Here is a 15423-nt window from a genome sequence, read left to right as displayed (position 1 = left end):
CTTAGAGTTTAAATGTTCGTTGGTAAATTTTAAATCAAGTTTTTAAATAGAGTAAAAAGTATAATAACAGAAAAGCTTTTTACTTTTTATTTTCTGATGATGATTTTTTTGAATCAAATTAAGCAGAGATGGTGTTAACTTGAAATTTTGATTTTTTTGGAGATGATGCCGATACACTAAGGTCATACCATGTCATTAAAACATTTGCCAAATGTTGATAATTATGTCGAACATAACCCACATTTGCATCCTCATCCATTACATTTGCAGAGACAATTTGTCTTCCTAACTTTGTTCTCACTTCTTCTTTATCTACAACTACGGGATAAGAGTTCTTGTTTGCGTAGTGCATCAATGCTTGAACTGAAGGAATTCCGCGATGGGTTAAGACTGCATCAAATAATTTGCGATCGCATACTTGATCGATAGCACGAATATGGTCAGAAACAGTGTAACTATCAGTTTCTCCAGGTTGGGTCATGATGTTGCAAATATAAATCCGGGGTACTTGACTTTTAGCGATCGCTTCTCGAATTTGAGGTACTAATAGGTTAGGGATAATACTAGTATAAAGACTGCCGGGACCAATGACAATTAAGTCTGCTTCCTCAATGGCTTTAATGGCTGCTGGTAAGGCTGGGGGGTTGGCAGGGAGACAACCAATTTGCTTAATTTTACCCCCTGCGGCAGTGATATTTGATTCTCCTTCAATTTCTCTACCATCGCTGAGTTTTGCCCAAAGACGGACATCACTCAGGGTTACTGGTAAAACCTGTCCACGTACAGATAATACTTCAGAGCTAAATGCGATCGCTCTTTCTAAATCACCCGCTATTTCACTCATGGCTGTTAGAAACAAGTTACCAAAACTGTGACCTGCCAAACCGACACCTGTTGCAAACCGATATTGAAATAGTTCTGTCAGCGGCTTTTCTTCATCTGCTAAGGCTACCAAACAACTGCGAATATCTCCCGGTGGTAACACACCATTTTCTCGTCTGAGTCTTCCTGATGAACCACCATCATCAGTTACAGCCACAATAGCCGTGATATTGTCGCTGTATTTTTTCAGACCTCTCAATATATTTGATAAGCCAGTTCCACCACCAATAGCAACAATTTTTGCATTTTCCTTTAAATGCTGATCTGAACTCACAACGTTATTTTTGATGTTTATAAACTCATTGATTGGCTTGAAAGTCAACATACTATTGTAAATTGTTATAAAAAGTGAAATTGAAGAGTGAGGGGTTGTGTTTTACTGCTGTATTGACCAGAAGAGGCAGGGGAAATGGAGCTTTTCCCCCTTGCCACTTTTCCTCTTGTTGACACAACCCCTGTGAGAAGATTTAAACGAAAGTGAAAGCAGTACTATTGAGACTGAGGTTGAGGGTATCTCCTTTAACAACTGCAATTAGTTCATCCTGACCACCAGTTGTGAGGTAGATATTGGTACCAGTACCCAACAGGTAACTAAGGAAAGAGGTAGAACCTAATTTGTAATTAGCAGCACTACCGTGAAGTTGAATTTTATCTCCTTCAAATCTGGAAAAGTCGGTAATTTGAGCATAATCCCCTGTTCCAGATGTGGTGTTGTTACCATCGTTGTAGTAGGCTTGAGTGCGATCGCCTAAAACAAACAAGTCAGCTTGAGTACCACCAGTTAAAGTATCGATTTCACCAATACCTGCTAGGGTATCGTTAGGATTAACACCAATTAGGGTGTCAATACCTGCACCACCTAGGAGGGTGTCGTTACCTTTGCCACCAATTAATCTATCGTTACCATTGTTGCCCTGTAAGTTGTCATTTCCAGCATCTCCATAGACAATATCGTTACCATCACCACTCTGGATGCTGTCTATACCATCACCACCAAATATGGTATCGTTACCACCCTGAGCATAAATTATGTCATTACCTGCTAATCCAGAGATGATATCTCTACTACTAGTTCCGTTGATGGTGTTTGCAAAATTTGTACCATTGATGATATTACCAACTGCTTTGACGTTAATATTGAAGGTATCATCAACAGTAATACCATTGGATGTAGCACTAACAGTAATTTGAGCAGTACCAAACTGGTTGGGTTGATAATCAACGGTTAATTTGTTACCAACAATGCTGGCATTTACTACTTCCGTATTAGAATTGCTCTTAATTGCCTTGATAATTGCTGTTGCACTATTATCAATGTCGGTGAAGACATTGGCTAAATCGATTACGGTGTCGGCTGCATCTTGATTAACGGAGATATCAGCGATGGCATTGGCAACTATGGGTGCATCATCTATGGGGTTGACGTTGACGCTGAAGGTGTTGTCTACACTCAAACCATTGGATGTACCACGAATGGTGATTTGACTGGTTCCAAATTGGTTAGCTTGGGGAGTCAGGGTTAGTTTACCATCAACGATGCTGGCATTAATTAAATTACCATTGCTGTTGGATTGAAGTGTTTTGATGATTGCTGTGGGGTCATTATCAATATCGGTGAAGACATTGGCTAAATCAATGACGGTATTAGCTTCATCTTCGTTGATATTGACATTAGCGATCGCATTGGCAACCAAAGGTGCATCATCTATGGAGTTAACGTTGACGCTAAAGGTATTATCTACTGTTTTACCGCCTGATGTGGCACGAACAGTAACTTGGGAAGTTCCAAATTGGTTAGGTAAATAGTTGAGGGTGAGAATATTATTAACGATGCTGGTGGTGACTAAATTACTATTGCTGTTACTCAGAATAGTTTTAAATATTCCACTTTGAGGATCATCTACATCGGTAAAGACATTGGTTAAGTCGATTGTGGTGATAGGTGCATCTTCATTGACGCTAATATTTGCAATGGGATTAGCAACAATTGGCGCTACATCTTCAAGGAATTTTACTTTAGCTGTATGTTGAGTAAAACTATTAAAGTTCATTTGCAAGATGTTGCCATCAAAGATGGTACTGTCTGCACCTTGAGTAAATAGTTTCAAACCAAGGGGATTTTGCACATCAAGGGTAACTTTTCCCGCACCAATGAAGGAGAAATCTAGGTTGATACCGTCACCGACTACAGAAGTTAATTCTGCTCGCATTGGTAAGTCAATAATTCGGGTGACATCATCTTGGACTGTACCCAAATTAATTTTGAATTCGCCTCCAGTGGCTGGTAAGAAAACTGTGTCTTTATCATAGGCATACCAATTAGTTACACTTTGGATTGTTTGTCCTTTTTCAACATTTAAACCAAAGGCTCCAGTATCTAAAGATTGGACTTTTGCAGTGATAGTATTGCCACTATTTTCGATAAATAACTTAGATTTTTCAAAACTCTTAATCCGTTGACTAAGTTCTGCAACTGTGACAAATTCTGTATTGTTGTTATATGCATTAGCAATCACATTAGTGAACATTTGTTCAGTATAAGGTGGTGCCGGAATGTTATCTGTTGGGTCAGGATCCCAAACAGTAGGTGCATAATCATGCCAAGGGAAATGTAGAATTGCTTGTGCAGATTTATTGGTAAGTTGTTGATACTCACTTGCCCATTTTGCTTCTGCTTGTTCTGGGGTCAACTTCTGGAATTCAAGTAATGAAAAATCAAAGGACATGTTGGGAGCCATGTACACAAAGTCATTACCTGGAAACATAAAACCAAAGGCATTTGGATAACCAGCACCTACACCTGAATACCCTCCTGTAACATAATCTAGATATTTATTTAGTTCAGTAGAAACATATACTGACTCTGGATTTCCAGGAATAGCAGCGCCTTTAACCTGAATCCCTAATTGTTGTTCAATAATAATTTTAGATTGATTGAACTCAAAATCTAATTGTGCAGGAGTTAATAAACTAGTATTGTAGGGATGGGTATATGAGTGGGTACCAATTTCACTTTCTAAAGCTAATATTTTGTCATAATATGGTTTAGAAACACTCCAATCGGTGTATTGTCCATCTGCTGGATCATTACCAATATTGATGTAATAGGAACCAACAAAATTATAATCTTGCTTCCACTTTTCAATAATTGGGATCATCTTATCGTAAACGCCAGGTAATTCTTGACCCTGATCATTTACAGGATTTACCTCAGGGAATTCCTTAGATATATCCATGTCATTGCGGGAGATAAAAATACTGGCATCCCGGCTCATATTTAAGCGAACACTGGGTTGATCATCTAAAACAGCCCATTGTAAAGCTTTCCAGACTAAATTATTATCCCCCATGAATGCTTCGGTGGCAAAATGCACATTTCTACCACCTGTTTGTGTTGCTAGAACTGCGTTATATTTTTGATCGCCAACTTTAAAATCGGCAAGAACTGTTGGTTGATTATCATCATTAGTAAAGCCATCATCATAGCTATTAAAAAAGATATTGTTATAGCTACGAATTTCCTCTCCGGCAACATACTCTTCCATTACTGAATGATTTATATCTTCAGCAATGAGGCTACCATTTACAGGACCTCCACCACTGTTTCTGGCAACATTTAGAAACTGTTTCATCCGAATATAAGCATCACCAGCTAAGGGATTGTTATTTTCGTCGTTGGTTAAAAAGTCCCCAGCAGTAATAATGCCAATATTATATTTGTAAACCGCATCAGATAGGGTTTGTTCAATTGCCTCTAGTTTACTAGCTTGAACGTTGCGGAAAGAAGGGAAGATTAAAGCATCGTAATTGGCAATCTTATTAATATCAGTGAGGTCATTTTCTGTGAGAATATCAAAGGGAATACCAGCTTGCATAGCTTGGTATTGCATTGATAAAAATAGCTGAGTATAAGCTTTTTCATCAAAGAACTGCTTCGCTGTCGTCTCCGAAAAAACAATACCTACATTCTTACTAAAATCTGTTCTTGCTGGTAGTACCGGTGGTGTGGCAAAAACTGTATATTTTTGATTTACATAGTCACCAGGTAAAAAGTTAAGGTTGTTAATATCGGTTAATACGTCAATCGCTTGCGGTGCGCCATTTAAGTCAGATATTTTGACAGCAAATTCTACTATTTGATTGTTACTGCCATAACCAAAATCCAGAGGGTTATTACTGACAATATTCTGTGCTGCTGCACCTGTGTAGAGATATGGCTTACCATCCGCAGAAAAGTTAATATTATATTCTGAACCACCAATACCAGGAATTCCGAATACAGGAGAACCTGTATTGGGGTTTCTGTCAGTATTTAGCCAAACAGTCGTACCTGCACCAATTTGGGTACTAGTAGACTTAAAAGCAAAGATATAAGCATCACCTGAATACTTGCCATAAATCTCAAACCCTGGTTGTCCTGACCCCAGTTTATAGTCTAAGCGATCGCTTACTGTCCAATCGCTTAAGTTTCCGTCGAGGGTGATGTTCCCAAATACTGCTGGTGGTGGTGGGGGATTGTTTCCTGTGGTGGTGACTGTATATTTTTGGGTTGCATAATCACCAGGTAAAAAGCTGATATTGTTAATATCAGTTAATACGTCTATAGCTTCTGGTGTCCCATTTAGTTGAGATATAGGAACTGCAAACTCTACAAATTGATTATTCGCACCGTAAGCAAAATCTAAAGCACCATTAACTAAAGTTTCTCCAGCACCCCCAGTGTAAAGAGATGGTTGTCCAGTTGCAGAAAAATCAACGTTATATTCTGAACCACCTAATCCAGGAATACCAAAGATTGAGTAACCTGTATCTGCATTTCTATCGGTATTCAACCAGAAAGTTGTACCAGCACCAATTGGATTGCTATCGGATTTTATCGCAAAAATGTAATTATCACCTGCATATTTAGCGTAGATTTCATATCCAGGTAGTGTAGTTCCAGGAGTCTCTAATCTATCAGCAGCAGTCCAATCACTAGCATTACCATCAATTGTGATATTTCCGTAAGTACCAGATAATTCTACAGTTCTGGCTTCACCATTGACAACAATTGTCGTGCTGTCATTTTCTGATTTTAAACTGGAAATTTCAGCTTCAGATAGGGTTTTACCTTCAGCTAATGTTGAAAAAATTGCTCCTTCATCACCTGCTGCATCTTGAATGTTGATTTTGGCATCTATATAGTGACCAAATTCTTCTAAAATTACCCTAGCAATTGCTTCTTGATTATTTGTATTTTGAGTTAAAAACTCACTGGATAAATAAACTGTATTGTCAAAACGATCAAAAGCACCCTTAGCACCGTTAATTGTCGCTGCTGTGACAATTTTAATTTGAGGTAGATTCTGAGAATTAACTAAATCAGTCATTACAGATTTAGCAAGGTTGATATTGGTATTACTACCAAAAGTCAAAGTTATTTTCTGGTCGAGATCTGCATCTTCAAGGAGAATTCCAAGTTTACTGATGGCAATTCCTAAAGCTACCCAGTACTCGCTTCCTAATTCGTTATTGAGCAAAAAATCTGATGTGTCCATAATTTAAGTGTGAAAGTTTAAAAATCAAATTTCAAAAATCAAATTTCAAAAATCGAAAAATCTTAAGCAATAGCAGCAGGAACCCGTAACCAAACACCTTGCTTTCTCCAGCTTTGTTCAAGTAAGAATTTTTCTAAATCTGATTGACTAATTATCTGTTTATCTAACAAAATATGTCCGATCTTTTGAGGAGAAGAAAATTGTTCTATTAAAGCAATCTCTAAATCAGATTGGGAAATAATTTGATTAGCGACAAGAATTTGTCCCAACTGGAAGTTATTTTCAGCAAGTTGTGTTTCCAATTGAGCAAGATTGATTAATTTTTTATCCCAATTCAAAGCAGTTTCAACAATCTGATTCAAATTGTTATATTTAGGTTGCCAACCTAACAAAGAGCGAATCTTATCAGCACAAGCAATTACACAAGCTGGATCTCCTGGTCTTCTAGCTGTTTCAATTACAGGAAAATCTACCCCAGAAATCTCCTTTACCTTCTCCAAAACTTCCCGAACACTGTAACCTTGACCATAGCCACAATTGAAAATTTCACTATCATTATTTGCATCTAAATAACGCAAAGCATCTACATGGGCAGCAGCTAAATCTTCCACATGAATATAATCTCTAATTCCACTACCATCGGGAGTTTCAAAATCAGTACCAAAGATAGTTGCAGATGGACGACGACCTAAAGCTGCATCACAAGCAACTTTAATTAAATGCTCTGCTTTTTTCGCTGATTGACCAATTTTTGCTGTTATTTCTGCACCAGCAACATTAAAATAACGCAGAATTACATACTTTAATCCAGCAGCTTGAGCTAAATCTTGAATTATTTGTTCGCTCATTAATTTAGAACGACCATAGGGATTCATTGGTTGAGTTGGTGATAACTCGGTGACTGGATTTTCCTTCGGCTGACCGTAAACTGCCGCAGTGCTAGAGAAAATAAACTTTTTAATTCCGAACTCTTGGCAACATTCTAATAAACGCAATGTATTAGCAGTATTATTAGCGTAATATTGCAGTGGATTAGCTATTGATTCGGGAACAGAAATACTGGCTGCAAAATGTAAAACAGCATCAAATTTATGTTGAGCAAAAGTTTGAGATAATAAAGCTTTATTTTCTAAATTACCAACGACAATTTTACCATTCAGGACTGCTGCTACAGAACCAGTGGAAAGATTATCATAAACCACTACCTCATAACCTGCTTCTCCTAGCTGACGCACTGTGTGAGAACCAATATAACCAGCACCACCGACAACTAATATTTTTTTAGACATTTTTTGACAATCCCATTAACTAAATTATTTTTTATCGATAGAAAATTACTCAAAACTAAAAAGTTTTCAGCATCTAGAAAGTTGGCAAAATTACCTATTGTTCTTCTTTACATCTATATTAATTAGGGTTGATTACAGGAGAATCTAGTCTTAAAAAAGCCGAATAATTGCGTCTACAAAATGACGTATTTGAACTGCCAAAAAACTCCGGTTTTGAGCATGGAGTAGGTTTATCTATTTTCTCCATCTACCTAATTATGCAATTGTTTTTCTCAACTTCAGTAAAGATACTTTGAAATAAAACTAGTTAATTATGTCCACTCAAGAAAATAAATATAATCCTTGGATTTAGATAGTGTGAATCATCAATAAAAATACTTAGTTTTGATGCTAAATCCTAATTTTAGTGACTATTAATACTTGATTTATACGTAAAAAATTAAGAATATCTTTTCTGTGACTACGTAAATAGAGCGCAATTAAGTAATATTTTAGTTAAAAGTATCAGTAAAATCATCAATAGTAGACATATAGAAACTCTCTGGTTATTTTTTAATAGTACGGTTAGTGCTGAAAATTCTGTAGCAATTATTTTGGTTCATACATAATTTTTGACAGCAGATGCCTTATACATCCAAGTGTTGATTATTACAGCGAAAAATTGTGTTAGCCTCTCAAAGCTTGATTCTGGATATATTTACTGCCATCTGGGTAATCATGGTTTTTGGTTTTTGTTTCTTATGGGTACCCAGAAAGATATTTAATTTTCCCCAGGAAATAGCTTGGGAAAGTCAGATGGTAGGTGGTTTTGCACGCATGTTGTTGCTGAGTGCGATCGCAGTGTGGGTTTTAAGTGCTTTACACTTATTTAGTTGGCTCACCCTTGTATTATTTTATTTTGGGTGTTTTTTGCTGTTGTGGTGGTACAGAGAGCGAGAAAATGCGGAAAACTATGTTTCTAAAATCTATCAATATATATTTGGTGGTGTTTTAGATGCTTTAGAACAAGGATTTTCAATTGATATTCCCAAAACTGTGAGCAGAATCTATGAAATAGTCAAAAAACAACTATTTATTAGTAAACAAACAATTTACAATACCAATCCAAAAACAGTATTAGGAGTTTTGGCAGTAGCAATCATCCTGACTTTTGCTGTGTTACTGCGATTTGAACATCCTTTATTAGAGGTGCGTCTGGGAACAGCAGACGGCTATGGAAATGTTTTAGTCACCCGGCAGCTTTTAAATGGAGATTGGGCTAAACAAATTCGTTCTCTGCCCATATTTTCCACCCTAGCAACAGTAATATCACTTTTGGGTGCAATCGACGCGATGCATGTTGTGCGCTTTTTAGCACCAATTATCGGTTTATTGTTGGTACTCAGCGTTGGTTATGGGATACACAAACTGAGCCGTCATGATGCAGGTGCTTTGGCTGGTATGTTTAGTTTAGGGGCTTATTTGTACACCTCAAATCTGCAAACTGCCAATATTCCTGATAACACGCGGAAATTGTTCTCAGATTGGTGGTGGCAATGGCTATTTACAATTACAGATAGTTTAAATTCCTCCTTGATTCAACAATGGGCAGGAGGTAATTTAGAAATTGGGGCAATGTTTCTAATGCTGGGTTTAGCACGAACTTGGGATGCATCCAGAGGGAAACATCGGCGAGTTGCTTGGGTTGATGCGTTTTGTTGTTGGACAATAGTAGCGATCGCGTCACCAAATTTACTTATGATTGCCGTAGCTGGGGGAATTTTGCTGTGGGTGGATGGTAAACTAGCTTTGAGCGTGTGCGCGATCGCTTGGATGATTTTAGCCTCATTATTCGCCATACCCGAAAATCCCCTAATTTTGGATCGCAGTTTTCTGTTAACTTTACCTGTGGGACTGAGTTTACTTGCAGGATTATTAATAATCTTTGCTAGTTATTGTCTTTATCCTCTACTACGCAAATCTTCTTCAATAGTATGCATAGTTTTATTCTTTGCGATCGCCATTAATTTTCTATTACCCATATCTCCTAAGATTAGCCATTTAGAATATGATATGTCTGCCCGGAAAACTTTAGAATTGCGAATGCAGTTCCCTCTCAAAAGCTGGATGGTTGTTGCTCCAATTGAACAATTAGCAGCAAGTTATGGGGCTGGATGGTATGAAGATTTAGGGTTATTTGTGGAAAAGTATGCTGATAAAGTTGAAAAGGATAATTTTAAATTTCCTTATGCAGTGGAACATTTATTTATCTTAGTAGAAAAGCGCCCATTTGTAAGTTCAAAAACTGATATTAGTGGTCTTCCTTATTCTGTATTATCTGACCATACCTATCATTATTATCGCTCATCTACAGGACGGGCTAGTTTACAATTTCAAGCTTTAAACCTTTGCGAAAACTATCGCCGCCATCACAATCAAGATGTTTCAATTTATTATGAAGATGATAATTTAAGATTCTATCACTTTCAATTAGATAAAAAACTCAAACATCAGGTTGGTACTTAAATCGAGATTCTCAGATCCCCGACTTGTACCCTCCGGGAAGCCGCTAACGCGTCTACAAGAAGTCCGAGATATATTTTTATCCAGAAAAATAACGGTAGCATATTGATTCTAAAAGCTAAAAGCTAATAGCAATTTTTGCTTATTGGGTTAAAAATATCAATTGGAATTATTCCCCTGATTTAAAGATTGAATATAATCCACTTGTTCCTGCCAGAAAGATGGCAAACTATTCCAAGGATCGTGATCGGGATTGTCAGGACTATCGTCTGTAATATAAATATATTGAATATTTCGATCTACAGCTTTATCAATATGATTTTTCATTGTTGCAGCATCGGGAACTGTGTGGATTAAAGTCGAAAAATGCTCCGAATTATGGTTATTTGTGTAGGGTAGAGGTTGATATTCATCCCAAGTAGGAGAATAGTTTTCAAAAATTACCAAGTTATCTCCTGCGGATTTGGTTAAATATCCTTCATCCGGATAAGTTCCTTGATTGAGTATCACTTGATTGAGTTGCAATTTAGTTTTGATATATCTATAAATTTCCTGATAATAATCGACTTGATCTATCCCACTTGCGGCTTCATCTAGAAAAATACCATCCAGTTGAAAATGGTTGGCATATACATCAATATCAGCTTTAACTTCATCAATATTACGTTTGCCATAATTGGTATGAACATAACCCAAAATTGTCACACCTCCACTTTTCAAATCCTGAATTCCTCGTTCATAATCTCTATTCGGGGGTGCATTGCCTGGTCCATTATTAGGATTAATAATGGCAGTTATGGGAACTTGACGAGCAGATTCGGCAATTTTTGACCAAATGTAACTTTCTGGTTTATACCAATTTGGGTAGGAATAGAGAGGTATCAGAATTTTGACTTGTTGAACAGATGATATTGCTGGTTTCGCTATTTCTTGGTTTAACATTTCTGTTTGTGGTGTCTCTAATTCTGAATTTTCCTGTTGAGCATAAACACACAATACTGATGTTGACAACAATATTATTGTTGTGATTGCGTAAATAAATTTATTTTTCTTTGACAACATTATTAAAATAAAAGTCTTTAACGTATAGCCATAGCTGGAGATGGGATATTTGGTATATCGCTTGTAGTTGCTTTCTCAATTAATCCGCGATAACTTTTGAGATGTTCTTCTAAAAATTGGTTTTGAGTAAATAAATTCAAAGCACGATCATAGGCTCGCTTACCAAAAGATCGCCTTTCATCTTCTGGTAATTCTAAAAGCTGAAGAATTGCTTCGGCTAAAGCTTGGGGACGATTTGCTTGCACTAATAATCCTGTATCAGCTAGGGCTTCGCTAACCCCACCAACATCGGTAGAAACGATAGTAGCAGCAGAAAGCATGGCTTCTATTAAAGCATAGGGAAATCCTTCAGAAATACTCGCCATTGCCACCACGTCAGCTTCACTATAGGAGCGCCAAGGTTCACTTGTAAATCCAGCAAAGTTAATTGTTTCTTCTAATTTATGGGTGCGAACAAGTTCTTGACATTGGGCAAAATAGTTTTCATCCGAAGGACGACCATAGAATCTAAACTCTACATTGGGAATGCGATCGCGTACAATGGCGGCAGCCGCAATTAGGTCAATTTGACCTTTGAGGGGAAATATTAACCCCATGTTCATCACTTGAGGACGTTCTTTGACAATGGGGGGAGTGGGATGAAACAGTTCTGGATCTGCTCCATTGTAAATTACTTTGATTTTTTCTGAAGGTACACCCCACCAACGTTCCCAACGGGCGTTATATTCACATACTGGTGATACTTGATCGGCAAAATGATAATTTAGTTTAACTACGGCAGTCACTAAGCGAAACAAAAATTGCCGCACAAACAAGGAAGGAATACTACGATTGAGGTTTAAATATTGCTCTCGCACATTGATTCCATGTTCAGTGAGAAAATAGGGAGTTCCTCGCTGTAATTTGGCAATTACACAGGGTAAACCACAAAAACCAGCAGATGAGGAATGGGTGATATCTGTGTGGGGTACCGGAAGATGAATGGAGATCAGGAAACGGTACAGCAAACGCATTGCTTCAGTCGTTTCCGTTAAGGTGACTGCATCAGGTTCTACAGAAGGATGCCAATTTTGTGAAGTTAAACGCCTAAATGTTGACCACACAGCCCGATCTGTCATGGTTTTGTGATAGTCGTACCGCAAAAAATATTCATGGATGGCAACCAATAAATAGCCCAATTCTCCCATGCCGGCATTATCAAAAACTACAGCGTCTAAAAAGCGCTCAAACAGAGGGATAAATTTAGCATTAATAACCCTTTGTGTGGTCTCTAGTTTGCTCTTAAATGCTTGGGAAAAAGGAAAACGCCAAGAATATTCAACCGGATCATCGGTTCCCCATAGAGGTACCTTCACAACTTGCTTGACGTTGCTAGGTAAGTCATAGCGCAGTTCTAAATAGGGGTTAGCTGCGATCGCAAACAGCTTAAAATCGACTTCTGGTAACTGAGTTGTTAACACATGACACCAGGTACTAACACCTCCCTTATGAAAAGGGTAAGTACCTTCAGTTGCCAATAATACGGACATCCTTTCCACTACTTATCCTCCAAGGAGAATTGCACAGCAGCAGCTTGACCTACAAGCAAGGCATGGCTAGGGTTTGAAAATTCTAATTCCACATTGTGATTCATATTCTCACCAGGCAAAGGATTAATTGATACTACCTTAGCCTGAAATTCCTTTAATTCTGCACCCGCACCTATGCGAACAACAGCTTTCTGTCCTGGGTGTAAAGCATTAACCAAACGAGCATTAACAGAGACTTCCACTTTCATTTTTTCCATCTCTGCTAATCCAATCAGGGTATTACCCGTAAATATTTGATCCCCAGGAGTTACAGGAAGCTCAACAATGACTCCTTTATTGGTTGCTGTGACAAAAGATTTTAAAGATGGGGACTTCTGTTTTAACAGTTTTTCTGATTGTTGCTGAATTAGCTTTAAGCGATCGCTTGCTTGCTGATAGTCTAAATTAGCTTTTTTTAACTGTTCTTCTAGTACTTGCCGTTTTTGTTGGACATCGTTGAGAGATATGCGACGCTGAATCCGGGATTTTTCTTTTTTGGCAAGTTCTAAATCTGTTGAGGTTTTTGCTGCTACTTGAGCAACCTCTAAGTCTGCTTTAGCAACTCTAGCATCAGCCTGTGCTTGTTCTAGTAGTTCTTGACTAATGGCACCTTGTCGCTGTAATTGAGCCAAACGGTTGGCTTTTGACTGCGCTCTTTGATAAATTACCTGCGCTCGTTCAATGGAATTTTGCCGTTGAGGTAGGGGGACTTTATCAGCTTGGCTTTGAGCTAATTCCAGTTCTAACTCTGCCCCAGCCATTTGGGTTGCTAAGGGTGTTTCTCTTTGATTCAGGTCAAAAATCTTGTTTTTTAATTCTAAGACTTGTTGTTGGGCAGTTTCTTGCTGCTGCATAACAGTTTGTTGCTGTTGAATTACTAACTGATGTTGCTGAGTTAGCTGTTCAACTGTTTTTTGTGCTTCTAAATTTTTCAGCGATATGATGGTTTGACCAGATTCCACATGATCACCAATTTTCACATAAATTGCTTCCACCACAGAAGGTGTGGGTGCTGCGATTTTAAAAATTTTAGCTGGCTTAATTTTGCCCGTAAACTCAGTTTTTGTCAGGTTGCTAATTTGCTCAGATTGGCTAAGGGATGGTAAAGGCGATCGCAAACGCTGACGCACTAAATAAAGCCCTAAAGTTGCAGATACCGCAAATGCAAATAAGATGATGATTTCACGCCAACCAATTTGTTTACGAGACTTTTCTTCCAGAAAAATAGCAATTTCTTCTTCCTTGGTAGTGCTTAAATATGCTTTTTCTGCAACTTCTAAGGATTCTAAATCTGAACGAGTTTTTTGTAAAAGTGCTTGACTTTCTCCTTTATAAGTTGGAGGAGCATATTCTAAGACATCAGACGTACTATCTACAAAGTTTAATGTCGAAGTTTGATTGATGACTTTTTTCATCAATCTTCCACCCAGGTGATTATAGCCTTTACTAACTAACCTCACGGCTTCTTTCATCTCTTCCGGGGATATTTCTTTATGCAAATAACCCATTGCCCCAGCATTTAGGGCTTTATAAATATACTCGTTGTTACTATGGGAGCTTAAAACTAAAACTTTAGTTAATGGAAATCTCTGGCTAATAATCTTAATCAGTGTAATTCCATCAATGTCAGGCATTCCTATATCAATTACTGCAACATCTGGTCTTAATCTACCAATTAGCTCAACCCCATCAATTCCATTCTCTGCCATGCCTACCACATCAAAGCTAGGCTCCGTATGCAGCATTTTTTTAACATATTCTCTGATGCTTTTTTGGTCTTCTACTAAGACAATACGAACCATATTTTTATTTTCTTAGTTTGCTCAATGAATGTTTGTAAATAATTTTTATTGCTTTGCTCAAAATTTGTTGATAGCAACAGCAGGAAATATGTGAACTAGGTTTTTACGTTTTGAAGGATTGATTTCAATTGTCAACGAATTAGAAAAAATGAAGTATTTTGATAATTTAAAATCATTTTTAATTTATCGAAGAAAAATTTAGTTATTAACTCGACGCACAAATACAGTCTAAAACTGCAAATATCAGAATGTGTTAAGAAGCTAATATGTTTTAATAAAGATTCTATAGGACTCATATTTGATTTATGAAACACACCCTACATATACTTAAAGATTCCTATATTGTTTTAGTTATTATTTTTTTATATACTCAAATAAATTGAAGCGAAATAATGCTTTTTTATACTCATTTTATTTTAAGTAATGAAAAGAGTCGGGGACTCCATCTTCACTAAGCTGCGGTGTACACACAAGTCCCGTTAACCGTTACCGATTTCCAAATACATAGTGATTGCCTAAGTTCTGGCTAAGAAGCTTATGGTTCTACCCTACAATCACTAAAAAAACTTGGGGTTTCATCATGGACGAGGTTTATCTCAGCGAATTTACGGAAACTCCACACTCCACGTTGAATCCACAATTAAGCATAGGACTCATATTTGATTTATGAAACATGTGTAGGGTGTTTTATTACCAAGTGTAACGCACCATCTTCCGGATTTTAGTGCGTTAGGCTAAAGCGATAACACACCTTACATATACTTAAATTTTTAAGTGCAAA

7 protein-coding genes are annotated in these 15423 nt (G+C 37.4%); 1 reads left to right on the top strand and 6 read right to left on the bottom strand.

Annotation, left to right across the window (positions count from 1 at the left end):
* Window positions 1–118: 118 nt before the first annotated feature.
* From CAL6303_RS21735 to galE, 3 genes are all read right to left on the bottom strand, one after another.
* Window positions 119–1207: a gluconeogenesis factor YvcK family protein gene (locus tag CAL6303_RS21735; protein WP_015199984.1), complete on the bottom strand. Its 1089-nt coding sequence runs from the start codon at window positions 1205–1207 to the stop codon at window positions 119–121.
* Window positions 1208–1349: 142 nt separating this feature from the next.
* Window positions 1350–6419 carry a polysaccharide deacetylase gene (locus CAL6303_RS28660; protein ID WP_015199983.1) on the bottom strand — a complete coding sequence of 1690 codons (5070 nt, stop codon included), beginning with the start codon at window positions 6417–6419 and terminating at the stop codon, window positions 1350–1352.
* A 62-nt stretch (window positions 6420–6481) separates the two neighbouring features.
* Window positions 6482–7708 carry a UDP-glucose 4-epimerase GalE gene (gene galE / locus CAL6303_RS21720; protein ID WP_015199982.1) on the bottom strand — a complete coding sequence of 409 codons (1227 nt, stop codon included), beginning with the start codon at window positions 7706–7708 and terminating at the stop codon, window positions 6482–6484.
* Window positions 7709–8371: 663 nt separating this feature from the next.
* On the opposite strand from galE, the gene CAL6303_RS21715 reads away from it, so the two are divergent.
* A complete protein-coding gene (locus CAL6303_RS21715; protein ID WP_144051072.1) occupies window positions 8372–10213 on the top strand; it encodes a hypothetical protein in 1842 nt (613 codons plus the stop codon).
* A 156-nt stretch (window positions 10214–10369) separates the two neighbouring features.
* Here the strand turns inward: CAL6303_RS21715 and CAL6303_RS21710 are convergent, their stop codons facing one another.
* The 3 genes from CAL6303_RS21710 to CAL6303_RS28655 all read right to left on the bottom strand — a co-directional run bounded on the left by CAL6303_RS21710 (window position 10370) and on the right by CAL6303_RS28655 (window position 14642).
* A complete protein-coding gene (locus CAL6303_RS21710) occupies window positions 10370–11221 on the bottom strand; it encodes a spherulation-specific family 4 protein (RefSeq protein ID WP_203225934.1) in 852 nt (283 codons plus the stop codon).
* Window positions 11222–11289: 68 nt separating this feature from the next.
* Window positions 11290–12801 (bottom strand): GT4 family glycosyltransferase PelF, encoded by a 1512-nt coding sequence (gene pelF / locus CAL6303_RS21705; protein WP_051036720.1) that lies wholly within the window; start codon window positions 12799–12801, stop codon window positions 11290–11292.
* A gap of 8 nt (window positions 12802–12809) precedes the next feature.
* Complete coding sequence (locus CAL6303_RS28655; RefSeq protein WP_015199978.1) at window positions 12810–14642, bottom strand: response regulator; 1833 nt, start codon at window positions 14640–14642, stop codon at window positions 12810–12812.
* Window positions 14643–15423: the final 781 nt, after the last annotated feature.

The sequence above is a fragment of the Calothrix sp. PCC 6303 genome, from assembly GCF_000317435.1.
Taxonomy (GTDB): domain Bacteria; phylum Cyanobacteriota; class Cyanobacteriia; order Cyanobacteriales; family Nostocaceae; genus PCC-6303.
The sequence above is the reverse complement of the archived record's forward strand: the minus strand, read 5'-3'. Positions and strand labels throughout refer to the sequence as shown.

Coding starts and splice junctions, on each gene's coding strand:
- pelF (WP_051036720.1), bottom strand. CDS start 12,801: ATGTCCGTATTATTGGCAACTGAAGGTACTTACCCTTTTCATAAGGGA.
- CAL6303_RS28655 (WP_015199978.1), bottom strand. CDS start 14,642: ATGGTTCGTATTGTCTTAGTAGAAGACCAAAAAAGCATCAGAGAATAT.
- CAL6303_RS21735 (WP_015199984.1), bottom strand. CDS start 1,207: ATGTTGACTTTCAAGCCAATCAATGAGTTTATAAACATCAAAAATAAC.
- CAL6303_RS28660 (WP_015199983.1), bottom strand. CDS start 6,419: ATGGACACATCAGATTTTTTGCTCAATAACGAATTAGGAAGCGAGTAC.
- galE (WP_015199982.1), bottom strand. CDS start 7,708: ATGTCTAAAAAAATATTAGTTGTCGGTGGTGCTGGTTATATTGGTTCT.